Below are 25,007 nucleotides of genomic sequence, written 5' to 3'. Positions count from 1 at the left end.
GCGACGTTGTTGTTGTACGGCTCCGTTTATGTCGTTCCCGCGAAAGCGAGAATGATATTGATGACTGTTTAAACTATACCAAAACATGAATTAATTTAACCATATGAACCCACAATTAAACAATTTAACCTTACCGATATATATGGATTATCAGGCGACGACTCCAATAGATCCAAGAGTAATGGAGGCAATGTTGCCTTATTTTACTACCAAGTTCGGCAATCCTCATTCACGCAGCCATTCTTTCGGTTGGGAGGCAGAAAACGCCGTTGAAGAGGCAAGGAGTATGGTAGCAAAGTTAATAGGGGCGGATACTAAAGAAATTATTTTCACTTCCGGTGCAACTGAGTCTAACAACCTTGCAATAAAGGGAATAGCAAAATTTTACAGCAATAAAAAGAATCATATTATTACCGTAGTCAGTGAACATAAATGCGTACTTGATGCTTGCAGGCATTTAGAGCAAGAAGGTATAAAAATCACATACTTACCAATTAAGCCAAATGGAATAATCGATTTAGAAACTCTAAAAAATGCCATTACCGATCAGACTATGTTAGTTTCAGTTATGGTGGTTAATAATGAAATAGGTGTTGTTCAGCCTTTAAAGGAAATCGGGAAAATTTGCCGTGAAAAGGGCGTTTTTTTTCATTCCGATATTGCTCAAGGTTTTGGTAAAATTCCAATTGATGTTAACGAGTTTAATATTGATCTTGCCAGTATCTCAGGGCATAAAATTTACGGTCCGAAAGGAATAGGGGCATTATATGTAAGGAAAAAACCTCGTGTGCGTGTTACACCGCTCATAAACGGTGGCGGGCAGGAGAGAGGTATGCGTTCAGGTACGCTACCGACTCCTTTAATCGTAGGGCTTGGCATGGCTGCTGAAATAGCGTATAGTGAGATGGAAAAAGATACTAAGCACGTAAGTTACTTATTCGACAGATTTTTAAATAATATACATAAGCGAATTTCAGAAGTTTATTTAAACGGCGATAAAAATCAAAGATATAAAGGTAATTTAAATTTAAGCTTTGCCGGAGTTGAAGGAGAATCAATTATCCTTGCCATTAAAGATTTAGCGGTTTCCTCCGGTTCTGCTTGTACTTCTGCCTCTTTAGAGCCGTCATATGTTTTACGTGCTATGGGAATCGGTGAAGAGCTTGCCCATACTGCAATTAGGTTTGGCATAGGTAGATTTACTACCGAGCAGGAAGTTGACTACGCAGTAAATTTAATATGCTCAAAAATCGATAAACTAAGGGAATTAAGCCCTCTTTGGGAAATGATGCAAGAGGGAATTGATTTGAAAAAGATTAAATGGGCTGTACATTGAGAATATCGTCATTGCGAGCAGCCATAGGCTGCGTGGCAATCTTGTCAAATATCCTGAGATTGCTTTGTCAAAACTTGCAGTTTTTCCTCGCAATGACGGCTCAGGTGTTCACGCAAGTATAACATACAAAACCAAATTTTAGAGAATAACAATGGCTTATAGCAAAAAAGTGATAGATCATTATGAAAATCCTCGTAATGTTGGATCGCTTGATAAAGAAAATAAAAATGTTGGTACAGGACTAGTTGGAGCTCCTGCTTGCGGTGACGTTATGAAGTTACAAATCGCAGTTGATGATGATGGGGTTATTACAGATGCTAAATTTAAAACATTCGGCTGCGGTTCAGCTATTGCCTCAAGTTCTTTAGTAACGGAGTGGGTTAAAGGAAGATCGGTAGAAGATGCCGAGACTATTAAAAATACCGAAATAGCAAAAGAGTTATCACTTCCACCGGTAAAATTACATTGCTCACTACTTGCTGAAGATGCAATAAAAGCAGCTATAGCCGATTACAAACAGAAAAAAGAAAGCAAAAAAGACTCTTAAAACATGAAAAATGTTATTTCATTAACCGATTCTGCTGCAAAGCAAGTAAAATTGCTAATAGAAAAACGCGCCAAGCCTATCTTTGGTATTAGGGTAGGGGTTAAGTCAGGTGGTTGTGCCGGTCAGACTTATTACGTGGAATATGCCGATAGTAAAAATCAATTCGATGAAGTAGTTGAAGAAAAGGGCGTACGGATACTAATCGACCCAAAGGCATTAATGTATATTCTAGGTTCTGAAATGGACTATGTAGAGACTAAATTCAGATCCCAATTCACTTTCACCAATCCCAACGAAAAAGCTAATTGCGGCTGCGGCAAATCTTTTAGCGTGTAACACTTTCTCTTATCCTTCACCTAATATTGAAAGCTTACGATCACTGCAAGATATTAAACCAAATGATCATTACATTCTTCTTGATCTTCAGTATTATAAACAGATCCATTTGGGTAATATGATGTTTTCTAATAAAAAAATTGCCGTTGTTGGAGGAAATCTTAAATTTAATAATCAAGGCGTCCCTTTCTCTATTATTGCAGAGAAGGTAGAAAATATAGGTTTTGATTTAAGAGCAGCCTCTACTTTTCAAGAGATATTCGCAAAAATGTTTTCATACTTTTGTTTTTCTATGAAAATATATGATTTGAAAAATAGTCATATTGTAGGAGGACAAGATACTAGTGGGTATTATGAATATGTTAATAATACAATGTATGACTCAAGCATGTATATTAAAACACCAATAGCTTATTTTAAGAAAAATCATGCAAATCACCGGAAAATGAAATCCCCCAGCCTACTGCGATATGATTAGGATCGCGTATATTATTATATTTAACTAAATCCTGAACAGGAGTACCATAATTTTGTGAAATTTTTGATAAAGCATCTCCTGATTTCACTGTATAAACTTTAGCGGTGCGATTTGGCATATTAACTCCTAAGATTATTTTTGATAGCTTAAAAAAGCTATCAATCTTTTGTTTAGAAATCAAGAGTAAAATAACTATAGTAGTTTTAACTATTGCTAAAAATCATTATTTCAGCTATTTTAAAGCTGTTTCTTTAAATTAGATTAATATGTCACAAAAATTAGGTTTCTGTGCGGTTTTTGCCTTAGTAACCGGCAGTCAAATCGGTACTAGCGTTTTTATATTGCCGTTAAGTTTAGCACCGTTTGGTATATACAGCATTTGGGGCTGGGTACTTTCATTATTTGGTGCTATGAGTATAGCACTTGTATTTTCTACCCTTTGTGCAAAATTTCCTAAAACAGGAGGTCCGCACGTTTATGTACGGGAAAATTTCGGGGATAAAATAGCTTTTTTCACTGGTTGGACTTACTGGGTTATATCCTTTGTCAGTACAAGTATAGTAGTCATTTCGGCAATAGGTTATCTAACGCCTTTTTTTAAATCACAAGCGATTTTAGACTTAATATTACAGATCATATTATTAGGTGCTATTATGGTTTTAAATTTAAAAGGTCCTGAAGTAGCAGGAAAAGCAGAGTTTTATTTAACTCTCTTAAAATTTGTTCCATTGCTTGTAGTAGGTTTATGTGCTTTATCACATTTTAATATAGATAATATAACTATTGCCGAAGAAGTAGAGAATTTAAGCATTACGAGCATTATGGGAAGAGTTGCACTTCTTACTTTTTGGGGATTTATCGGCGTAGAATGTGCAACTACCACGGCAGGTGCGGTAAAAGATCCGGCAAAAACCATTCCACGAGCCATAATAATTGGAACTTTTTGCGTAGCAGTGTTATATATTATTAATAGCATAGGTATAATGGGATTAATCCCTGCTTCTGAACTTATTAGTGCTAAAGCTCCTTATGCCGATGCCGCTTCATTATTATTCGGAGGTAAATGGTCAAGCGTAATTACGGTTATAGCCTCGATTATATGTATAGGTACGCTCAATGCTTGGGTGCTAACTAGCGGACAGATAGCTCTTGGGCTTGCAGAAGACGGTTTATTACCGGAATTTTTTGCTAAGAAAAATAGCAATAACGCTCCAACTCACGGAATTATTGTAAGCTGCCTTGGCATTGTGCCGTTATTAGTCTTTACGGCAAATGATAATTTTGCCAAACAGATTACACAAATAATAGATTTCTCGGCAATAACATTCTTATTCGTCTATTTAATTTGTAGCTTAGCTTTCTTAAAGGTGATTTTTAGCTCAAAAGAAAATTTTTCTTATTATTATTTACTTATAGCTATAATATCGATTATCTTTTGTGCATGGGTTATCTATGAAACACCTGTTAAAACTCTGATTATAGCTAGTTCTTTTACTATCTTTGGTATTCCTTTGTATTATGGATGGTATAAATGTCATTCCAGCCTATGAGCGTTGCCTAGCTGGATGCTGAGCCGTCATTGCGAGCGACTGCAAGGAGCGTGGCAATCCAGAAAAAATAATAAAAAAATTCTGTAAATCAGAATTTTTAAACTGGATTGCTTCGTCAATTACTTAAGTAATTTCTTCGCAATGACGGCTCAGCATCCAAGCGGGCAAGAGCACTACATAAGAGATATAAACATGACAAAAATCCGCATTAATCTGCTTAGAAATTTATTCACAGAATATGATATAGACGGTTATATAATTCCGTCTAACGATAAATATATGAGTGAATATGTTCCAAGCTACGCAAAGAGACTTGAATATATAACAGGTTTTACTGGTTCAAACGGTATAGCTATTATATATAAAGATACAGCATTATTCTTTACCGATGGACGTTATTTAGAGCAAGCAAATAAAGAGCTGGATTTAGAGCTTTTTAAGCTTTTTGACTTAAAAGATATATCTAAGTTTGGTAAAGATGCAAAAATAGGATACGATTCTGAATTATTTACGTATCCCACTATATCAAATTTAAAGTTCAATTTTCAGAAGATTAATGGAAATTTAGTTGATAAGATTTGGCAAAATCAGCCACTAGAGCCAAACTCTAAAGTTTATTTGCATGATATTAAGTTTGCGGGCGTTAGTCATACTGATAAAATAAGCAAATGTCGTGAAATTTTTTTGGATTCTCGCTTTTGCGGGAATGACACCGAGCAATCTGCCTTAGTCATTCTCGATATCTCCTCCATATGTTGGTTACTAAATTTGCGGGCTAGTGACGTTGCTTATACGCCTTTAATGTTTGCAAAAGTTATACTCACTTCTACACAATTATATTTGTTTATAAATCCTACAAGAATCGATGCCGAAATTATTAATGCTCGTCCTGAAATAACGATTTTACCGGAAGAAGAATTTGAAAATATTTTAAGAGATAGCGAGAATAAACATCTTTCCAAACCAGCTTATAGAGAGGAACTTAAAGGAGATACGAAACGCAGCACTGCAGCGTACAAAAGCGTACGTGAGGATGCGAGCATCGGATCGATATCTAGATTACCTCTAGAAGCGAAGTTTGGGAGGATGTCTAATATTTTTATTGATGATACTATAGCATCTGTTCATATAATGGACTTAGTAGCTGATAAAAAAGTACAAAAAATTACCGATCCATGCTTAATGCTTAAAGCTTGTAAGAACGATGTAGAAATTAAGCATGCAATCGATTTGCATATTAAAGATGCAGTAGCTTTATGTGAATTTTTTGCTGATTTTTCTCAATGTCATCCCCGTGAAAACGGGGATCCAGAAAAACATAATATGGATTCCCGCCTTCGCGGGAATGACATAGGAAATAACGAATTGACCGAGTATTCCCTCGGTTTAAAGCTTACAGAGCAACGAGCTAAACAAGAAGGATATGTTTCGGATAGTTTTCCTGCTATTTGCGGATTTCAGGAAAATAGTGCTATTATTCATTATAGAGCTGACCAAGAAACTGCTAAAAAAATTGAAGGGCAGGGGATATTACTGATAGATTCCGGCGGTCAGTATCAAGGTGCTACTACCGATATAACTAGAACAATAGTAATAGGTACGCCGACAGATGAGCAGAAAAAGCATTATACGCAAGTACTTAAAGGACATATTGCTTTAGCTAAAGCCAAATTCCCAAAAAATATCATCGCAGGAGCTAATCTTGATATACTCGCTCGGCAATATTTATGGCAAGAAATGCTAGATTATCCACACGGTACAGGGCATGGGGTAGGGAGCTTCTTAAGTGTTCACGAAGGACCGCAAAGCATAAATCTTCGTAATAAAACAATACTTAAAGCAGGTATGATCTTATCTAATGAACCGGGTTTTTATATTCCTGGAAAATATGGTATTAGAATTGAGAATTTGATGTATGTAAAAGAAAATAATGGATGGCTTGAGTTTGAGACCTTAAGCCTAGTGCCTTATGCTAGTAAATTGACTGATATGAAACTACTTAATATTGATGAAATAAACTATATCAAGGAATATTATAACAAAATTAGAGCTAAAATTTATGATTTATTATCCACGCAAGCGAGGAATTGGCTTAATAATGAAATAAATTTATTTTTACAATCATTATTGTAATTTCATTATTGTAATTGACGTTTCCGCTATTTATTGGTATAAAGTCTATACATTTCTAATTTCTACATTGGGACGTCGCCAAGTGGTAAGGCAACGGTTTTTGGTATCGTCATCCGGAGGTTCGAATCCTCCCGTCCCAGCCATTAGAAGCAGGTACTTCAAGTCAAATTAAGTAATTGTTCTATAATCTATATTATGGAAAATAAATGATACTGTAGATTCTTCTGAGTTAATTTAGTGATGGTGCATCCGATTGGATTTGAACCAACGACCTTTGCCTTCGGAGGGCAACGCTCTATCCAGCTGAGCTACGAATGCAAGCGAACGTAGACCTTGTTGCATGGCTCAAGAAAATTGATCCACGCAACAATGCCTTCACGCAATAACTAACTATTAATAATTAATAAGAGCGATCCAAAATAAATTTAATAATTGAAAACAAATAGTCTTTATAAATATTCTGAACCGGAATTTTATTTAATAACTTATTTGCTTCATTTTCTAAGTTACTCAAATAATTAACTGTTGCATTGTAAATTTCATGCTTTACCATTAAGTCATGTATTTTTACAAAGTCATCTTTAGTACGCTTATCACATTTAATTATATTTTCGAGCCAAAGTTGCTTATCTTGCTCTAACTTATTATATAAAAAAATCAGCGGTAACGTAACTTTTCCTTCTAAGAAATCATCGCCAATATTTTTGCCTACCTGTTTATCATTACCCAAATAATCAAGCAAGTCATCTATAACCTGAAATATCGTACCGAGTAATTTCCCAAAGTCCTGCATATCTTTAGAAATATGGTCTACCTGCTCTGCTATAATAGCTCCAACTTCACAAGCAGCTCCAAATAGTTCGGCGGTTTTAGATTTAACTATTTGCTGATATTCGTCTATAGTTATAATACGTCGTTCATTTAACTTCACTAGCTGTACTACCTCCCCTTCGGAAATAATTGCCGAAGCTTTAGCTAGAACATGCATAGCTTTAATAGAGCCGGAAGCTACCATTAACTTAAAAGACTGACTAAAGAGGAAATCACCCACTAAAATACTTGTTTTACTTCCCCAAATAACGTTAGCCGTAGGTTTGAATCTTCTTAAAGTGCTGTCGTCTACCACATCATCATGAAGCAATGTGGCGGTGTGAATGAATTCAACGGCACTTGCGAGCTTTATATGATTATCGCCTTTATAATTAAACATTTTAGCAGTTATTATAGTTAAAAGCGGACGAATTCTTTTACCTCCTGCTTCTAGTAAATATTTACCGACCTTTTCTATTAACTCTTCATCACTTTTTAAACAGCTAATGATTAAATTGTTTAACTTAGTTACTTCATCTTTTAAATCTTGCTGTATTTTTACTATAATATTCATGGTATTTTTATAAATTTTTCCGTCATTGCGAGAAAAAATTGAAAATTTTGATGCAGCAATCTCGTGCCAAAATCCTGAAATTGCCACGCTCCTTTCAGTCGCTCATAATGATGATTAACGAAGTTCATCGAGTATACATTCCTCTAATATTTTTTGATTAACATTAGGAATTAACTCCATAATTTTTTCTTTTACATTTTCACCGGGTTGCACTTTTTTTACTGCTGCTTGATATAAAGATAAATAATATAAAGGTATAAGTTTATTTATATCATCTATATTACCTATTTTAGCTTTGTTTAAATCGGACAAATCAAACACATACTCAATGCTAGCATCAATTAAATTAGATGAATTCGGGTGATCGGAAATAGTTTTTAAAAATGATTTCAAAGCATTTCCGTATACTTCCTTACGCTCTTCCGAAAAATTTTTAAAATCCCCTACTCCGTATATATATGCACTTAAAACATCTATTATTCTAGAGTAATCATTAATTATTATCGTACCTTTACTGTAAGAATCTTTAAGAGCATTTACTATAGTTTCATTTGTTATATTAAATCCCGATGCGTTTGAATAGAGACTTAAAGCATTTATCTGTGCTCTAGTTAATTTGTTTAATTCAGTCACTAAATTAATATTTAAATTAAAATTATATTCCCTATCTTCAAAAATACTAAAATTATATTGTTTATTATTATTTAAAATATAGCTTAGTTCATTATTAAAATCTTTATATAGCTTATTATCAGAAAGGTTAAATAAATAGGTTTGCTTATCGTAATATTTCTTTATAAATTCTAATGAACCTATTATAAAACCAGGTTTTAGCTTAAATTGCGAATCTACCAAAAGATCAATATTATTATTGCCGAAATCGTTTAACTTACCTTTATATAATAAATTAATATTATTTTCAAAGTTATTACTATTGATTTTTGCATTAGTAACTTCAATTGTTAAATCTTTAGCAATATCTTTAAAATGTACACTACTAGTACTAATCAAGAAATTACCGGAAAATTTGAAATTATTATTCCAAGCGGGTCTATATAATAATAAGCCGGCAGGTATTATTCTATCTTCAAGGTTACTTTGTACTATTTCGGTTTCATAATAAATTTCTAATTTTTGCGGTATGTTATCAAGGAAATCCTGTTTACTTGTATAATACTTACTTTTGTCAAATAACATAGTAAGTATAGTATGATCTTCTTCATATAATTTTTGATTATCAACTAAGTCAAAAATTTCTGTTTTACCGGAAGTAAATTTAATATTTTCTATTAAATTTATAACTTCAAATAAATCTTTTTTAAATCGTACTATTTCAAATAATTTAAAATTTAACGGTATTTTTGTTGATAATATACAGTTCTCATTATAAAATCTTACTCCAAAGCCTCTTTGAACCGGCTTAAATTTTCCGAATGCTTCTCCGGAAAAATGTATAAATAATTTCTGCTTAAGTAAATCATAACCGATATTTATCGGTGTGGTAAATTCAGTTGCTCTATTAATACTTTCTTCTTGCCAATTAATTACTGAAATACCTAACTTGAAAGGAAAACCATATGGCTGAACTTTAGAAAACTTAATAAGATATTGCTGATTAGGATTATTATCAGCCTCTTCTATATTAAGGTTGGTACCGGCATATTTTTGATTTATAGAGTGTGATAAAGAGAACATAATAGTAAACCACAGCCCACTATATGCGAGTATAATAAAGATAGTTATAAATAATATTATTTTAAGAATTTTTTTCATCTTTAAATCGGTATTATAGTGTGATTTTCTGTTGTTGTATGGATAAGTTTTTTCGTCATTGCAAGGAAAAATTGAAAATTTTGACGAAGCAATCTCAGTAGTTTGTTATTATTTCATGAGATTGCCACGCAGTCTACGACTGCTCGCAATGACTGGGTGGTATCCACGCAACAATGCCCGCTCGCAATGACGTTTACTTACACAGCTCTATATATTCCTTATTCAATTTTATAACGTTCCAAATCCATAAACTCATCATAACTATAAAAGTTACTAATAAATATATTATAATAGAATCAAAGGTAGCAGTCGGAATAATAATAAATATCAAAGACTGTATAAATGCTCCAAGCGATTTACCGAATTTAGTACCTATTACCTCTACGGCAGCTTTTCCCTTAGTTCTAAGCTCTAAAGATAAAGGAATATACGCCATTTCTTTTGTTGAATCGAATAATGAATATTTGGACGATTTACTCAGTATGTTCTGAATTGCTCCAACAATAATCGCTGCATATAGAAGATTAAAATCACAGAAACATGCTCCTATTTCTTCAATAAAAATTATAAAGATAAAAAACATCAAGCCGGTAATAGACAACATAATAGGAGTTAATAATGCAGAAATGAGCCAACCGAGTCTTCTAAGAATATTACTGCCTATTATCATGAAAGTAACGCATGATATCCCCATCCAAATATTAAACCTGCCCATAAAGTTAACATAGTCTATAGTGTTTGGATGTAATTCTTTTATTTTTGCTTTCCAAGGTCCTTCAACTATATTTATTAATAATCCATAACAGATTATTAATAAGGCAATACGACCTATATATTTTGAGTGAATTACTAATTTGATACTTTCAATTACCGAAAGTTTTGTTTTCATTTTAACTGTAACTTTTTTTGCATCTAAAACATTTATGGAATCTGTTAAAATAAATCTATTTATTATTCTAAATAGAAGCATAGCAATTATTCCTGCAGTAACAATAATTGACATGATTGGCTGAAGCATTATAGCATTTCCGGCAGATGAATTAAAAGAATCCGGTAATAATTCTGAATCAATGACGTCCTGCCCGCTTGAGAAAAAGACAAGTACGCTGCCTGCTATTATAAGACCGATATTACCGACCATTCCAAGAACGGGATAGAATCTTTTAGCTTTAGAAGTATCAAAAATGTGATTGGCAAACTGCCAAAACATTAAGTTTATGACTACTGCACTCCATAATTCCGCGAAAATATACATCAGTGCATAACTCCATTGACTACCTATTTTAATAAACCATTTAAAATTAGGGTATGAAGCAATTAAGTTATTTATCATTTTATCATTAGGATGATAAATATCTTGATTTGGATAAATAATATAGGCAAATAATAAGAAAAATAGTAAAAAACTGCCGACTATAATGTAGAAAATATATTCAAAATTTAATTTATTACTAAGCTTAACATAAAGTACAGTAAAAATTACGCACGAGGGTAATACTAACCATAATTTTAAGAAGCTAATAATTTCAGCCCCCATAGAGGGTACTACTAAACTATCTTTGATAGATCTTAAAGCCCCAAAATTAAAAAGGATACATAACATCATTAAAGCCATAGGTATAAATAGCTTTAATTCTTTCCTTTCTATAGGCCACATTATTTCTTTAATTTTTTTAAAGAAAATTTTAGGCGGTAACATTTTTATTGTAACCTTACATATTAAAGTTAACTTTTAAATCTCTTAAGTGCTAAAGTCAATTAAAATAATTAATTTATACTACTCCAAGGTGTTATTTCTCTATATCGCCAGTAATATTTTGTGATCTTATCTAATTTGTCCTGATTTGTCTTCCATAATTCCTGCTTATTGGTAGTCCATGGCTTAGGTCCCTGCATAGTGTAAAATGAAATAAGAAAAATAAGGGCTTTGAGTCTCAAAATATGTAAAAAAGTTCCATCTCATCGATAAGGGATAAATATAATGCTGAAATGCAACATTTAATAAATCTTGGTCAGGAAAAGAAAAATCACATTTTGAATTTTGTAAAGTTTCTAAAAGCATATTTTTATCTTGCTTTTCTTGCATATTTTTTAAGTTTAAAAATACTACCCCGCTATTTTTATAAGAATGAGCTATATTTCTCTTACATTCTGTTATCACTTTATGACTACAATATGTAATACCTGTATCTATACCCGCAGCAATATAATCAAAGTAGCATTTTTGTCTAGATAAAGACGTAGTAAGCAATCATAACCCTTTGCTACCTCCAAACGCACCATTCCGTCTTCTACTTGAAAAGAGCAATAATTATTACAAAAAATTTATTAGTTATTTATATACTCATAATAAAGAACCTTATATAATGTTTTTTGTCAAAAAATAACATTTATGTCTAAAAAGAAAAATAGCAAGCCAAAACATGACGAGGTTATAAGAGCTGCATTTGAAAACCCTATAGTTACTTAAGAGTTCTTTGGAATCTACCTACCGCCACATATCAAAACTTTACTTTCTTTTGAAGCTCTTAGAATGGAAAAAGATAGTTTTGTAGAGCGTAGCCTAAAGAAATCTATAGTAGATATTTTATTTTCCGCTAAATTTAATAATGAAAATGGATATTTATTTTTACTTTTGGAAAACCACAAAAACTATAATGTACCTACCCACGAACGAGATTTATTAAAGAGATGGCAAGAAGTAGCTGATCTTTTACCAGAATTTATTAAAGTTAATATCGGTATAGATTATATAGAGCTAATTTCGTCCTACACCTTGAATAAGATTAGGGAAAGTGATAAAATAAAAATAGAAAAAATGCTTAAATCGCATTTAAACCCTGCATTAGGAGGAAACCTTATGAATAGCTTAGCTCATAGCTGGAAACAAGAAGGTATTGAAGAAGGCAGAAAAAAAGAGAAAATTACTATGGCTAAAGAAATGAAAAAAGAAAGACTTTCTTTAGAAGCTATTATGAAAATAACAAAATTAGATAAGAAAGATATTGGGAAATTAAAATAACATGATTACATTACTGCTGCAAATAAACAGAATACTCACATTTTTGCATATTAAGCCTATAGGAACTTAGAGCTAAAGGCATTTGGTTACGTTGTCTCATAAGCTCTGCGGTGCCCACGTATTAAGTATACGCTCCGCTCCTCGCCTTATAGACTCCTTGCTCTTTTTGAAGTTGATCTTCGTCTATCAATTCTTCATTTACTCGAAGTATATAAATTTATGTTAAATAACTCTCGTTTATTTATTATTTGGTTGTTTGGGCTTATTAGCGGTTTTAATCTAATGATTACCGGTAATACTTTAAATTATTGGCTTGCTAAAGAAGATATAGCACTGCAAACAATCGGTATATTATCATTCATAACGCTTCCCTACTCTATTAATTTCTTGTTAGCACCGATTTTTGATGCAGTGCAAATTAAATATTTAAACAAAATATTCGGTCATAGATTATCTTGGATTTGCTTAACTAGTAGTGCATTGATATTTCTTATATATATTTTCAGCTTTCTAGATCCTAGTACTAATCTATTATTATTTGCTTTCACGGCTTTAATTATTTCTTTTTTTAGTGCTGCACAAGATACTATATTAAGTGCTTTAAGAACGGAAATAGTACCTAAAGAATCGCTTGGGTTTACTTCAGGAATATATATATTCGGTTATCGGGTCGGTATGCTTTTAGCCGGTTCCGGAGCTATTTATTTATCTATTTATTTAACCTTTAATGAAATATATAAAATCTTTGCCGGTTTAGTATTTATTTATTTAATTTTATTGATTGTAGGAATTAAGTATTGTTATTTAAACGAGAACATACATATACAGATAATCAAGAATGATATAAAAAATAATCACAATAAAAAAAACATAATAAATTTTATATATAATGCGTTAAAACCTATAGGTTCTGTTTATTTCATTATTCTTATATTAATTTTCCTAGTATTATATAGATTACCGGATAACTTAATTAATGTTATGATTAATCCGTTTTTGCTTCATCTTGAGTATGATGCTTTTGAAATAGCAAGCGTTGGAAAGTTTTGGGGAGTTGTAGGAGTTATAATCGGTGGACTTGTCGGCGGTGTTATTATGAAACATAAAAATATATTAAATAGTATATTTTTATTTGGTATTATTCATGCTTTAGGATATATTTTATTTATTTTTCTTGAAATAAACGGTAAAAATTCTTTATTATTATTTATTACGATAGGAATAGCAAGTATTACCGGCGGTATGACGATGACTGCTTATATCACTTTTATTTCTTCACTCTGTCAAGGTAAATTTCGAGCTACTCAATATTCTTTTCTTTCATCGATGATGGGGATTTCGCGCTCAATTTTTCCTATAATTTCAGGCTATATGGTAGTAAATTTCGGTTGGCAAAATTTCTTTTTATTTACCACTATTATAACTATTCCGTCTTTATTAATATTATTAAAAATAAAAACTAAATTACAATAATGAATGATATATTAAGTGCTTTTTTACATGGCATCGTTTTAGCTCTCGGTTTAATAGTGCCGCTCGGAGTGCAGAATATTTTTATATTCAATCAAGGAGCAAAACAGCCAAAGTTTAGCAAGGCTTTACCTAGCATAATTGCAGCCTCAATATGTGATACTGTGCTTATATGTATTGCAGTTCTTGGGATATCTTTGTTAATTCTTGCAATTTCTTGGTTAAAATTATCTATATTTATTGTTGGATTTATTTTCTTAATTTATATGGGATATAATACTTGGAATCAGCCGCCTATTGATCTTACAATGAATTCCAGGGCTTTTTCAGCTAAAAAACAAATTTTATTTGCTATGTCGGTGTCAATATTAAATCCGCATGCAATTATGGATACGATTATAGTAATAGGTACTAGTGCTTTAAAGTATAGCGGTATTGCAAAAATTATATTTACCTTAACTTGCATACTTATATCTTGGATATGGTTTTTTTCTTTAGCAGTTGCAGGTTATAATATCAGAAAGCTAAATAAAAGTAGTACGATTTTAACTATAATTAATAAAATATCTGCTATTATTATTTGGGCAGTTGCTTTTTATATTGGAGTACAAATATTGTATGAAATCGGTTTTATTAACTAGACATATTGAAGAAAATAATGAAACTATAAAGGAAATAAGTAAATATAATTTAGATTTACGTGATATTCATTGTCCTTTAATTAAATATAAAACTCTAGATTTTAATATCGATATTTTAGATAATTACTCAAATATAATAATAACTAGTAAATATGCGGCAAGTATCTTAACCGGTCATAACTTAAAACAAGATATTTGGGTAGTAGGTAGTAAGTCAAAACGATTATTAGGCAAGAAAGTAATGTATACTGCTAAAAACGTGGAAGATTTGATTAAGCATTTTCCTCCTGATTTATATGCGCAGACTATATATTTATCTTCAAATGAAATTACTAAAGATTTACCTAGCAAAATAGCTAGACATGTCATTTATAATGTAGAATATTTAAATGAGTTGCCCGTATCTATTATAAAAGAATTTAAAAATAATATTGATTTTATATTACTTTATTCTCAAAATAGCGCTAGGACTTTAGTAAAATTATTACTTAAAAATAATTTACTAGAGTACTTACAAGATAGTTTAGTTGTAGCCATAAGTTTGAAAGTCGCAAATATAGTTAGACCTTTTATAAAAAATGTGGTTTATTGTGATGATCAAAACCTTAACGATATAATCAAGTTATTATCTGAAAATGCACAAATTCGATAGTTTATTTAAAAGCAAAAACATCTTTTTTATAGCAATAGTAATATTTGTCTTATCTTCTTTTACTCTTTATCATAATAGATCCGATATTTTAAAACTGTTTAAAAGTGAAAATAAGGATTTAAGCCAAATTCCTGATCAAGCAGTAAAAAATAAAGAAAATACTACCATGGAAGAAAAGGAAGCAGCTCCTCTATTATCTGCCAAGTCGCTTTTAAATTACGTAAGTTCTTTAAAGTTTCCTGAAGCACCGATTAATTTAGTAGAACCAAAATTAGAAACTGTAGTCAATTCAGTCTCATTCGGATACAAGGAACAAGGAGCAAAGCCTATAACTAATAGGAGAGCGATGAATGACGAGGTAGGCGGATGGGTATCACTTGACTATATTAATTACTTATTAAATGTAAATCTATTAGTATATAATTTCATGCAAGATAAGGATTATAGTAAAGAACTAAGAATAGTAAAATCCCGCCTACTGCCTCAAGATATAAGGAATATTTTAAATAACTTAGAAGCATATAATAATTATCTTTTTTCTAAATCAAGTAGTACGGAAGTAATTTTTCCTACCAACCATAAGTGGCTGGAGAAGTTTATCAAAATTAAAAAAAAACCTTCTGCTATGATGATAAAAGAACAAGATAAAGCTCTAATTTTAGAGAACTTAAAATATCTAATCGATTTTCTTTATTCAGAAAAATTTATGCAGGAGTTTGTAAATAATAAAGATGTTTAGGTTATTATTAATATGTGCTACTTTTTTACTGCTTTATTTCGGGTTTACTTTTATAGAGAGCTTTGATTCAAAAGTTTTTATTAGTTTATATGATTATAATATTGAGACTACCTTGTTCTTTAGTCTTATTTTATGGCTTTTATTACTAATTTCTTGTTTTATTGTCATTAGATTTCTAATATTAATTATCGATTTACCATCTAAAATACATAATATTTTTAGTAAACGAAAAATTAATCATGATAGATATGCTTTAATTTTAGCTTTTGCCGAATATATTATGAATAATAAAGCTAAATCTGCTTCTATTGCTTGCAAAAATTTATCTCCTGAAGATCTAAAAGATTCACGAGAATTCCATAATTTAATCTTAGCCGTAACTGAAGAGGATGTAGATAGAAAAATTTCCTATTTTCAAAAACTTATTACATCTAAAGAATTTGTTTTTTACGGTAGCAAAAATCTAGCAAAACTTTATTATGATAAATCTTTGTATGAGAAAGCAGAAAATTACGCAACAAAGGCTTATAATTTCAATGAACTTGATATTGACAATTTAATTACTTTAATGCGTTGTTATGCTAGACTTTCTCTATGGACGAAATTTATTTTTATAACAAATAAGCTCGCAAAATTTCATAAACATGAGTCTATGCCGGAAATTGCTGAGTATTATTTATTAGCAGCGAAGCAAGAAGTAAAAGGTAATAATACGGCTAATGCTATAGATTATTTGGCAACGGCTGTAGATTTAAATTTTTATAACGACGAATTACTAGAATTTTACTTTAATTTAAATAATAAGCTTAATGTTAATAAAAAGATCAAAATATTAAAAGATGCTTTTCGTATTATCCCCTCTTTAAAATTAGTGCAGCTATTTAAAAAATTTACTTCTCTATCAGATAGGCAAATTTACGAAGAATTAACTCAAGAGTTAGATGCTAAAAAAGATGAAATATTAATTTTGGCAATGGAAGCTTATTTAGAATTGTAGACGTTGTGATATGGATGCTTTTATGTCATTCCCGCGTGGATAGCAAATCGTCATTGCGAGCAGCTGTAGACTGCGTGGCAATCCGGAAAAATAATAAAAAAAATTCTGATTTACAGAATTTTTTACTGGATTGCTTCGTCAATTGCTACGCAATTTCCTCGCAATGACGACTTGGGTACCTACGCAACAACGCCTGCTCGCAATGATGGATAAACCGAACCACACAACAAAAACTAATATAAAAATAATTTCTTTGGGTTCTTACTAATTTCTTCATTAACATTATTATTATGGTGATAATTAGATTGAATTGTTATTAAATAAGCATTTATTGCTTTAGAAAATTCTTCAGTTTTATAACGAAAGAAATGGTCAGCCCCACTGATAATTTTATAATCAACTTTAACATGGGATTGTTGCTTAGATAATCTATTTGCTAGGTCTTTTACATCATCTGCCGATACTATACTATCATTATCTCCCTGTAATATAAACCCTGGAATAGGACAAGGTGAGAGGAATGAGAAGTCATATTTATGAATTGTATTAACTGGCGGCGAAATAGCAATAAAATGATTTATTTCCGGACGTCGCATTACAAGTTGCATAGCTATCCATGCTCCGAAAGAAAATCCTAATATCAGATTAGACTGAGCATTTGGGTTATTCTGCTGTAACCAGTCGAGAGCTGCCCCCGCATCAACCACTTCACCGACTCCGTTATCAAATTTACCTTGTGATCCCCCTACCCCTCTAAAATTAATACGTAAGACGGTATAACCGTTATCTGCTAAAATCTTATAGGCATTATAAACTACTTTATTATTCATATTACCCTCATATAAAGGATGAGGATGCAGAACTAATGCAATAGGGGCGTTAGGCGAGGTAGCTTTTGCATATCTTCCTTCAATGCGTCCTGCCGGACCGTTGAAATAAATTTGCGGCATAATTATTCATGATATTTAATTTGTTCGATATGATATTTTACCACTTTTTCTTATTAGTGCAACTATTCTTAATTAAAATATGATTGTATTGACGCATGCCGCCATATATACTAAAATGTAGTCAAATCAGTTGGATTTAATTACAAGGAGCGAGAAGCGCAGCCTATAGATAATAGGAGAGCGACGAGAGACGATGTAAGTGAATTCAAATCATTTGACTATAGCGGATAATAATAACTGAATGGAGCTATATTATGAATACAGTAGATATTAGATTACGTGTTTCAGCAGATATAAAAATTGAAGCAGAAGAAAATATTTAAGCAAATGGGGATGACTATGTCAGAAGCCATGAGGATATTCCTAAATCAATGTATAAATAGCGGCGGTTTGTCCTTCAAACCACATATTAAGATTCCTAATGAAAAGACTATAAAAACTTTTGAGGGTACAGATAAGCAAATTGGTTTCACTATCTCAAATAATACAAAAGAAATGTTTAATAAATTAGGCACCTAATTTATATCATCATTGCAAGCGACTAAAAACCTTGTTGTACGACTTCCATATCATTCCCGCGAAAGCGGGAGTCTAGAAAAAATCACCTTAATACTAGTATAAAAATTACAGATTATTGACAAAATAAGCCTAAAAAACAAGTTTTTTATAGGTTTTACTGGATTCCAGCTTTCGCGGGAATGACATATAAAGATTATCTAAGAAAATACTGCTCGCTCCACTGCATCTACGCTATGTTGCACTAAATCCTTAGCAATTTCTTTAGTAATCATCTTTTTTAGACCGTTTTTAAGTTCTTGTCTAACACATCCAAGCATTTGCGGTTCTGCTACAATAATCAATTCCTTATATTTAGCTTGATCAGCAGTAGTTACTTTCTCTAAATGTTTAATGACGCTCCTTGCTGCCTCTTTATGTTCTATATCTTTTAGCGAAGTATGCGGCTCAAACAACGAAGCCGGTGTAGATTTATTTTGGTAAAGGCTTTGTCTTTTTTCTCTATGGTGGTGATGCTCCTCTAAATCCAAAGATAATTTTAAAGGTGTATTAGTAGTAATTTTAACTCCTTGAGCGTCGTAGAGCATCATTTGTCTACTATCGATAACCGCAATTAATTTTAACGGTGCTGTACTTACCATAAATACCTCCATAAGAACTAAGTTGTAATTTTATGATAATACTAATTATTTTTAAAACCTAATATTAATTTAATAATTTTTGCTTTTCACTGTTAATAATTTGCTCAACCTTGTCATTAAGTATACGTACGTCTGTTTGCTCTATTTCTTCTTTTTCTATTACACCTATAATCTTTATCTTTATAGTTCCAGGTTGCTTAAACCAAAAACCTCTAGGCCAAAATAAACCGGCATTATGAGCCATCATCACAATTGGAACTTTAGTAATTGAAGCAAGCTTTACGGCACTTGGTTTAAATTTTACCGTTCTATCAGGCGGAACTTTAGTTGATTCCGGAAATATTATTAACCATAATCCTTCCTTTATTTTTTCCTGACCTTCTCTTAAAATCTGAGCAACCGAGCTATTAGTACCACGGTCAACCGCAATAGGTTTAACCATCCGAAGTCCCCAACCAAGCAGGGGTATATTAAATAATTCACGCTTTAATACCCAAGAATGTTTAGGAATAATCAGTTGCATAAACATTTGATCCCAAAAGGATTGGTGATTAGACACGACTATTGAAGTAATCTTCGGTAATTTCTCAAGTCCCTCTACTTCATATTTTAAACCGCAACAAATTTTTGCAAGCCACACAAAAGCATAAGAAAAGATAATGGCAATTCTATATCTTATTTGATAGTTGACATTGCAAAATGTTACGGGTATGTAACATATAAGAAAAAAAATAAATGTAAATAACGATAATAATCCGTAAAATGATAAAATTCTTAAACGCCACAGCATAATTATTAAGATAATTATATTAATTAAAATGGTACTTATAACATAATTTTACAATGAGTAAAATAAAAAGGTATTAAATGAAAAAAACTGTTCTTTCCGGTGTGCAAGCAACCGGTTCTTTACATCTCGGTAACTATCTTGGTGCAATTAAAAACTGGGTTAAAATGCAGGAAGAATATAATTGTTTTTTCTTCTTAGCAGATTTGCATGCTATCACGGTTGATATTAAGCCATCAGAACTTAACAATTCAATTATGGAGGTGCTTGCTGTTTATTTAGCAGCAGGGCTTAACCCCGACAAAGTAACGATTTTTGTCCAAAGTATGGTGAAAGAGCATACTGAACTTGCTTGGCTATTAAATTGCGTTACACCGCTTGGATGGTTAAAGCGCATGACGCAATTTAAAGATAAAGCAGGTAGCGATCAAGAAAAGGCTTGTCTTGGGTTATTTTCCTATCCGGTACTTATGGCAGCGGATATCTTAATATATAAAGCCGATATAGTGCCTGTAGGTGAGGATCAGAAGCAGCATTTAGAGCTAACAAGAGATATTGCAGGGGTAATAAATAGAAAATTTAACAAAGAAATTCTAAAAGTTCCTGAGGTTTTAATTAGTGAAACAGGTACAAGAATCATGAGCTTACGGGATGGATTAAAGAAAATGAGTAAATCTGATATTTCGGATTTTTCCCGTATCAATTTAAAAGACGATAACGATCTTATTCATCAAAAAATAAAAAAAGCCAAAACTGATCATTTAAGTTTTGTTAGCTATGATAAAGAAACAAGACCGGAAATTAGTAATTTATTAGATATTTATAGCAGTTTATCCGAAGAAAGCTTGGAAAAAATAATCGGTAATTATCAAAACCAAGGTTTCGCAAAATTTAAAGAAGATTTGGCAGAAATTATTATTACAAATCTACAACCGATACGTGATAAATATTTAGAATTAATGAATGATAAAGAATATTTATTAAAAATATTGCACAAAGGAGCAGCAAAAGCAAGAATTAGAGCTTCTGAAACGGTTAACGAAGTGAAAGAACAATTCGGATTTGTAATTTAAATTCATATATTGCAAGATTTCCCTTGAAATATATAAGATTATTTGGTATGAATCTCCTTGGATAGGTGGCCGAGTGGTTTAAGGCACTAGTCTTGAAAACTGGCGTACGGGCAACCGTATCGTGGGTTCGAATCCCACCCTATCCGCCAGCTCAGTTTATAGTATAATACTATGGTCTACACCTTGAAGGGTGATCCTTTTGATATCTAGAAAAGCTTTTTGAGCTTCATAAAAGCTTACGTTATGCTTACCAATATTAATTTTATTTTTTTCTTCATCCAATTCAAAAGAAGAATGCATTGTTAGCCTTTAATCGATTAATTTAATAATACTTAGCTCTATACTAAATGTCCATATATTTATATGGGTAATAAACCATACTGTTTAGTTTTAAATTAAAATTTAAGAAAAAATTTATTAATTATTTTATCGCCATATTTCATTATTCCAAAGAGTATCTAAAAATTCTTGAATAGGCCAAATGGTAATTTTTTTATTTTCTAAATTAATTATACGTTTTGTTTTTTCAAAGGATATAACATGTAATTTAAAATTACTATCTTTACTAAATTCTAATAGACCTTTTAAATGATTTTTTTGTATAGAAGAAGCAATTTTAACTTCAAATGCATTATTTTGAAATATAAAATCAACCTCATATCCTTCTTTAGTACGCCAATAAAATAACTCATCTCTTTTGTCGTTTAAATATTTATAAGCTATTAATTCTAAGAATACATAATGCTCACAAGATTTACCAGCATCAAACCCTATCATTTCCTGATATTCATATTTCCTTAGGTAATTGCTAAGTGCGGTATCGAAAAGGTAAAATTTAGGCATTTCTGTAATAATTTGCCTTTTACTACGTGATCTATACGGATAAAGATGATATCCTAAATACATATCTTCTAATATTTCAAGATATGTTCTAACGGTTTTTGCATCAACACCGCAATCTCTTGCTATATTACTATAATTTATCATCTCACCGTTTGAAATACCTATAATCTCTAGAAACCTTGCAAATGCTTCGCGTTTTCTTAAATTTGCTTCAAACTGTACTTCAGGTAAAATATAGTCATATAAATAGGACGCAAGATATTTATGAATCTTTTTTGATGCAATATAATGATCAGGTATTAGTCCATGATTAAAAATTTTATGCCAATCAAGCTCTTTTATCTCAGAATAGCATAGCGGCAAAAACATATATCTCCAAGCTCTTCCTCCAAGTAAATTGCTACCTGTTGATTTTAAGCGCCTAGCACTGGAGCCGCAAAGGATAAATTGTAAAGATTTATTAGATTCTATTAAATAATGAACCTCATCTAACAGTAAGGGAATTTTTTGCACCTCATCAATAATAATAGTTGAGATGCCGTCTTTTGACTTAAGCTCTTCTCTTAAACGTTCAGGATTTTGAAAGTAAACTTTATAGATATCAGCTTGTAATAAATCTATATATAAACTATCCGGAAAACGTTGTTTCAGATATGTTGACTTACCAGTTTTACGTGCTCCCCACAAAAAACAGGACTGTCCTTTTGGTAATTCTAAGTCTAAAAATCTTTGTATTGTCATGATAATATCTTACAAATTTAGATATTTTAGGAGTATATTCCCTAAATATCGGATATTTTAGGAGTATATTCCCTAAATATCTATTTGTCTAGTTGATTTAAGAGGTTATCTGTAAATAAATTGTAATTAGCAAGTAAAGAGCTTTTTTAGCAAAAATTGATAAGATTTTTGATAGGATGTTATTCATATTTCAAAAAAATCTTATAATTTGCAGTAAAAAAGAATTAAATTATCGATTAAAATTTATTTACAGATAGTTTCCAACATCATTTTAGCGGCTTTTATGCCTGCTTCTGTTGAAGTTTTTATATTGGTAGTTTCGGTATGGAAAGTTATTTTACTGCCGTCAAGGTTACCGAGCATAAAATCGGTTTGTATATTAGACATCTTCCCAAGTTCTACTTCTAGGGGTAATTTGTACGTCAATCCGGTACTCGCATCTGTGCTATCGCTTTTGTACGCTTTGGTGGCAAGTGCTTCCGTGTTTCCTGCAAATGCCTCCCTATAAGCGAGTTTGGAAAGATGTCTAGGATCTGTATCTAGATATTGTGAATAAGCAGCAATCGGGGTGCGGCAATTAGCATCTAGATACTCTAAAAATGCTCTTTCGGGTTTTATTAGTTCAAAAGTGGGGAGATGATTAATTTGGTTGCATATCTCAAGCATAGCATTATCGTCTTTTCTAATCTCAACTGCAATGACTCCCTGCCCTATACACGGTAACATCTGTGAATACTCTATCAAATGGCAATACTCCGGATTAAACGCCTCTAACCTTTTAAGACCTGTATATGCTAAAATTGTTGCGTCAACTTCGCCGGTCATTAGCTTTTTTATTCTTGAATCAACATTCCCTCTAAAAACCGTTACCTTTAAATCCGGTCTTATTTTTTGGATAAATGCTTTTCTTCGCACTGCCGAGCTACCTATTACGGCATTTTGCGGCAGTTCTTCTATAGATTTATATTTTAGACAAACAAAAACATCTCTGGGGTCTTCACGCTCTAAAACAGCAGCTATTACTAGCGGTTCAGGTATTATACCCGGTACATCTTTTAAAGAATGAACAGCTAAGTCAATTTTTTTATCAAGCAAGGCTTGCTCTATTTCCTTTAAAAATAAAGCTTTACCGCCTATATCGTATAATGGTTTATTTTGGATTAAATCCCCGCTAGTAATAATCGGCACTATTTCACAATTAATATCAGGAAAAAATTGTTTGATTTGCTGAATAACTAAATTAGTGTGTATTAAAGCAAGTGGACTTTTTCTTGTACCTATTCTGATAAAATTTGTCATTTGTTTTCTACTATTTCAAAAGGGCTAGTAAAACTTAAAACATTACTGTTTATAGTTACTTCATGATTCATAATAACCGGATGATTTACTCCTCCATGCCCTATTCCTGCTGCTTTATAAGTTCCAATATTTTGAATATGATTTAAACAAAAACTTTTTATAGCTTGTTCTACAAACTCATCTCCTTTAGTAAAATCACCAAAGATTATTGCCTTTATGCATTCAAATATACCGGTATTTTTTAGTTGAACTAGATTACGATGCACGGCATAGGCTTTTTCGTTAACGTCTTCAAGCAATAGAATTTTATTGTCATCCCCGTGAAAACGGGGATCCAGTATTATTTTTTCTGGATTCCCGCTTCCGTAGGAATGACATAAAGAAGCATAGGAATGAGAATGAATTTGCAAACCAGTACTAATCAATTTAGTTAAAACCGTTAAATTTCCGCCTGTTATTGTACCTGTTATATTTTCCTCACTCATTTTCTTTATAGGTATAAGTTGTATTTCACTCTTTTCTCCTTTAAGAACATTTATTATAGGCATAATATCCTGATTAGTAGGCGGTAGTAACGAAGTTAACACTGAACCGTGAATAGTTGGGATATTATAATGGTTATTTAGTAATAAATGCAAAACGGTAATATCGCTATAGCCTATCAGGACTTTATCCCCTTTTTGTTCTATATTAAAACAATCTTCTACAAATTCACTGCATCCATATCCGCCGCGAAAAGCCCAAATTATTTTAACCTGTTCATTTTCCATAGCTTCTTTAAACATTCTCAACCTTTCCTCTTTAGAAGCAGCGAAAAAAGGCAATTCATCACCTGAAAAAATCTTATCATCTACTAAAGTTTTAAAACCATGCAACGCTAGTATTTTAATAGCTTCCTTCAATTTATCTTGTGCATCTGGACAGCTTGACGCCGGTGCTATAATTGATATAAAATCTCGTTGTTTATTAAAAATAATTTTTTTCATAATAATGTCATACCGTGGCCCCGCCACGGTATCCGGTAAAAATATTAAAAAATGCGTGTTATAAATTGTTTTTTGGATACCGTGGCGGGGCCCACGGTATGACAGCAAAAAGT

At 31.8% G+C, this 25,007-nt stretch carries 25 protein-coding genes, 3 tRNA genes and 2 pseudogenes; 17 read left to right on the top strand and 13 right to left on the bottom strand.

Going from position 1 to position 25,007, the window contains the following annotated elements; all coding sequences use genetic code 11:
- Positions 1-103: 103 nt before the first annotated feature.
- The 4 genes from MCI_RS01110 to MCI_RS08800 all read left to right on the top strand — a co-directional run bounded on the left by MCI_RS01110 (position 104) and on the right by MCI_RS08800 (position 2,697).
- A complete protein-coding gene (locus tag MCI_RS01110) occupies positions 104-1,336 on the top strand; it encodes an IscS subfamily cysteine desulfurase (RefSeq protein ID WP_014409307.1) in 1,233 nt (410 codons plus the stop codon).
- A 151-nt stretch (positions 1,337-1,487) separates the two neighbouring features.
- Positions 1,488-1,883, top strand: coding sequence for a Fe-S cluster assembly scaffold IscU (gene iscU, locus MCI_RS01105; RefSeq protein WP_014409306.1), 396 nt, complete (start codon positions 1,488-1,490; stop codon positions 1,881-1,883).
- Positions 1,884-1,886: 3 nt separating this feature from the next.
- The gene (locus MCI_RS01100; protein WP_014409305.1) at positions 1,887-2,219 is read left to right on the top strand and encodes an iron-sulfur cluster assembly accessory protein; all 333 of its coding nucleotides are present in this window, start codon (positions 1,887-1,889) and stop codon (positions 2,217-2,219) included.
- A gap of 118 nt (positions 2,220-2,337) precedes the next feature.
- Positions 2,338-2,697, top strand: coding sequence for a hypothetical protein (locus tag MCI_RS08800; protein WP_014409304.1), 360 nt, complete (start codon positions 2,338-2,340; stop codon positions 2,695-2,697).
- On the opposite strand, the gene MCI_RS07195 is transcribed toward MCI_RS08800, so the two are convergent.
- The gene (locus MCI_RS07195; protein WP_041404153.1) at positions 2,636-2,815 is read right to left on the bottom strand and encodes a LysM peptidoglycan-binding domain-containing protein; all 180 of its coding nucleotides are present in this window, start codon (positions 2,813-2,815) and stop codon (positions 2,636-2,638) included. The genes MCI_RS08800 and MCI_RS07195 overlap by 62 nt on opposite strands.
- Before the next feature lie 148 nt (positions 2,816-2,963).
- On the opposite strand from MCI_RS07195, the gene MCI_RS01090 reads away from it, so the two are divergent.
- From MCI_RS01090 to MCI_RS01080, 3 genes are all read left to right on the top strand, one after another.
- Complete coding sequence (locus MCI_RS01090) at positions 2,964-4,247, top strand: APC family permease (protein ID WP_014409302.1); 1,284 nt, start codon at positions 2,964-2,966, stop codon at positions 4,245-4,247.
- A 192-nt stretch (positions 4,248-4,439) separates the two neighbouring features.
- Positions 4,440-6,380 (top strand): aminopeptidase P family protein, encoded by a 1,941-nt coding sequence (locus MCI_RS01085; RefSeq protein WP_014409301.1) that lies wholly within the window; start codon positions 4,440-4,442, stop codon positions 6,378-6,380.
- Between the two features lie 68 nt (positions 6,381-6,448).
- Positions 6,449-6,523 (top strand) — tRNA-Gln (locus MCI_RS01080).
- Between the two features lie 98 nt (positions 6,524-6,621).
- On the opposite strand, the gene MCI_RS01075 is transcribed toward MCI_RS01080, so the two are convergent.
- From MCI_RS01075 to MCI_RS07185, 5 genes and pseudogenes are all read right to left on the bottom strand, one after another.
- A tRNA-Arg gene (locus MCI_RS01075) sits at positions 6,622-6,698 on the bottom strand.
- Between the two features lie 82 nt (positions 6,699-6,780).
- Positions 6,781-7,764, bottom strand: coding sequence for a polyprenyl synthetase family protein (locus MCI_RS01070; RefSeq protein WP_014409300.1), 984 nt, complete (start codon positions 7,762-7,764; stop codon positions 6,781-6,783).
- 114 nt (positions 7,765-7,878) lie between these two features.
- Entirely contained in the window at positions 7,879-9,537 is a 1,659-nt protein-coding gene (locus MCI_RS01060) for a hypothetical protein (protein WP_014409299.1), read from the bottom strand.
- Between the two features lie 193 nt (positions 9,538-9,730).
- Positions 9,731-11,236 carry a nucleotide exchange transporter Tlc3 gene (gene tlc3 / locus MCI_RS01055; RefSeq protein ID WP_014409298.1) on the bottom strand — a complete coding sequence of 502 codons (1,506 nt, stop codon included), beginning with the start codon at positions 11,234-11,236 and terminating at the stop codon, positions 9,731-9,733.
- Between the two features lie 68 nt (positions 11,237-11,304).
- Positions 11,305-11,749 (bottom strand): annotated as a pseudogene (locus MCI_RS07185) (glycosyltransferase family 8 protein); the annotation flags it as partial.
- A 270-nt stretch (positions 11,750-12,019) separates the two neighbouring features.
- Between MCI_RS07185 and MCI_RS10435 the strand changes: the two are divergent.
- The 7 genes and pseudogenes from MCI_RS10435 to MCI_RS01015 all read left to right on the top strand — a co-directional run.
- A pseudogene (locus MCI_RS10435) lies at positions 12,020-12,127 on the top strand (Rpn family recombination-promoting nuclease/putative transposase); the annotation flags it as partial.
- Between the two features lie 186 nt (positions 12,128-12,313).
- Positions 12,314-12,559, top strand: a complete 246-nt coding sequence (locus MCI_RS10430; protein ID WP_041404151.1) for a hypothetical protein — start codon at positions 12,314-12,316, stop codon at positions 12,557-12,559.
- 219 nt (positions 12,560-12,778) lie between these two features.
- On the top strand, positions 12,779-14,032 hold the full coding sequence (locus MCI_RS01035) for an AmpG family muropeptide MFS transporter (RefSeq protein ID WP_014409295.1): 1,254 nt from the start codon (positions 12,779-12,781) through the stop codon (positions 14,030-14,032).
- Positions 14,029-14,670, top strand: coding sequence for a LysE/ArgO family amino acid transporter (locus tag MCI_RS01030; RefSeq protein WP_198002881.1), 642 nt, complete (start codon positions 14,029-14,031; stop codon positions 14,668-14,670). Before MCI_RS01035 ends, MCI_RS01030 begins: the two co-directional genes overlap by 4 nt.
- Positions 14,648-15,322: a uroporphyrinogen-III synthase gene (locus MCI_RS01025; RefSeq protein WP_014409293.1), complete on the top strand. Its 675-nt coding sequence runs from the start codon at positions 14,648-14,650 to the stop codon at positions 15,320-15,322. Before MCI_RS01030 ends, MCI_RS01025 begins: the two co-directional genes overlap by 23 nt.
- Positions 15,306-16,061: a palindromic element RPE2 domain-containing protein gene (locus MCI_RS01020; protein ID WP_014409292.1), complete on the top strand. Its 756-nt coding sequence runs from the start codon at positions 15,306-15,308 to the stop codon at positions 16,059-16,061. The genes MCI_RS01025 and MCI_RS01020 overlap by 17 nt, the downstream gene beginning before the upstream one ends.
- Positions 16,054-17,058 carry a tetratricopeptide repeat protein gene (locus MCI_RS01015; protein WP_014409291.1) on the top strand — a complete coding sequence of 335 codons (1,005 nt, stop codon included), beginning with the start codon at positions 16,054-16,056 and terminating at the stop codon, positions 17,056-17,058. Before MCI_RS01020 ends, MCI_RS01015 begins: the two co-directional genes overlap by 8 nt.
- Before the next feature lie 233 nt (positions 17,059-17,291).
- On the opposite strand, the gene MCI_RS01010 is transcribed toward MCI_RS01015, so the two are convergent.
- Positions 17,292-18,008: an alpha/beta hydrolase gene (locus MCI_RS01010; RefSeq protein WP_014409290.1), complete on the bottom strand. Its 717-nt coding sequence runs from the start codon at positions 18,006-18,008 to the stop codon at positions 17,292-17,294.
- Between the two features lie 351 nt (positions 18,009-18,359).
- On the opposite strand from MCI_RS01010, the gene MCI_RS01000 reads away from it, so the two are divergent.
- Entirely contained in the window at positions 18,360-18,527 is a 168-nt protein-coding gene (locus MCI_RS01000; protein ID WP_083837151.1) for a type II toxin-antitoxin system RelB/DinJ family antitoxin, read from the top strand.
- A gap of 197 nt (positions 18,528-18,724) precedes the next feature.
- On the opposite strand, the gene MCI_RS00995 is transcribed toward MCI_RS01000, so the two are convergent.
- Together MCI_RS00995 and MCI_RS00990 are read right to left on the bottom strand one after the other, a co-directional pair.
- Positions 18,725-19,165 (bottom strand): host attachment protein, encoded by a 441-nt coding sequence (locus tag MCI_RS00995; protein ID WP_014409288.1) that lies wholly within the window; start codon positions 19,163-19,165, stop codon positions 18,725-18,727.
- Positions 19,166-19,229: 64 nt separating this feature from the next.
- A complete protein-coding gene (locus MCI_RS00990) occupies positions 19,230-19,955 on the bottom strand; it encodes a lysophospholipid acyltransferase family protein (RefSeq protein WP_014409287.1) in 726 nt (241 codons plus the stop codon).
- A 77-nt stretch (positions 19,956-20,032) separates the two neighbouring features.
- Between MCI_RS00990 and trpS the strand changes: the two genes are divergently transcribed.
- Both trpS and MCI_RS00980 read left to right on the top strand, forming a co-directional pair.
- Positions 20,033-21,025 carry a tryptophan--tRNA ligase gene (trpS, locus tag MCI_RS00985; RefSeq protein WP_014409286.1) on the top strand — a complete coding sequence of 331 codons (993 nt, stop codon included), beginning with the start codon at positions 20,033-20,035 and terminating at the stop codon, positions 21,023-21,025.
- A gap of 59 nt (positions 21,026-21,084) precedes the next feature.
- Positions 21,085-21,174, top strand: a tRNA-Ser gene (locus MCI_RS00980).
- Positions 21,175-21,181: 7 nt separating this feature from the next.
- Here the strand turns inward: MCI_RS00980 and MCI_RS07170 are convergent.
- The 4 genes from MCI_RS07170 to MCI_RS00965 all read right to left on the bottom strand — a co-directional run bounded on the left by MCI_RS07170 (position 21,182) and on the right by MCI_RS00965 (position 24,894).
- Positions 21,182-21,325 carry a BrnT family toxin gene (locus tag MCI_RS07170; protein WP_014409285.1) on the bottom strand — a complete coding sequence of 48 codons (144 nt, stop codon included), beginning with the start codon at positions 21,323-21,325 and terminating at the stop codon, positions 21,182-21,184.
- Between the two features lie 126 nt (positions 21,326-21,451).
- Positions 21,452-22,609, bottom strand: a complete 1,158-nt coding sequence (locus tag MCI_RS10605; protein ID WP_014409284.1) for an ATP-binding protein — start codon at positions 22,607-22,609, stop codon at positions 21,452-21,454.
- Positions 22,610-22,852: 243 nt separating this feature from the next.
- The gene (gene hemC, locus MCI_RS00970; protein ID WP_014409283.1) at positions 22,853-23,908 is read right to left on the bottom strand and encodes a hydroxymethylbilane synthase; all 1,056 of its coding nucleotides are present in this window, start codon (positions 23,906-23,908) and stop codon (positions 22,853-22,855) included.
- Complete coding sequence (locus MCI_RS00965) at positions 23,905-24,894, bottom strand: LD-carboxypeptidase (protein ID WP_014409282.1); 990 nt, start codon at positions 24,892-24,894, stop codon at positions 23,905-23,907. Before MCI_RS00965 ends, hemC begins: the two co-directional genes overlap by 4 nt.
- Positions 24,895-25,007: the final 113 nt, after the last annotated feature.

The organism is Rickettsia montanensis str. OSU 85-930 (assembly GCF_000284175.1).
Taxonomy (GTDB): domain Bacteria; phylum Pseudomonadota; class Alphaproteobacteria; order Rickettsiales; family Rickettsiaceae; genus Rickettsia; species Rickettsia rickettsii.
Note: the sequence above shows the minus strand (reverse complement) of the source record. Positions and strands in the feature narration are given on the sequence as shown.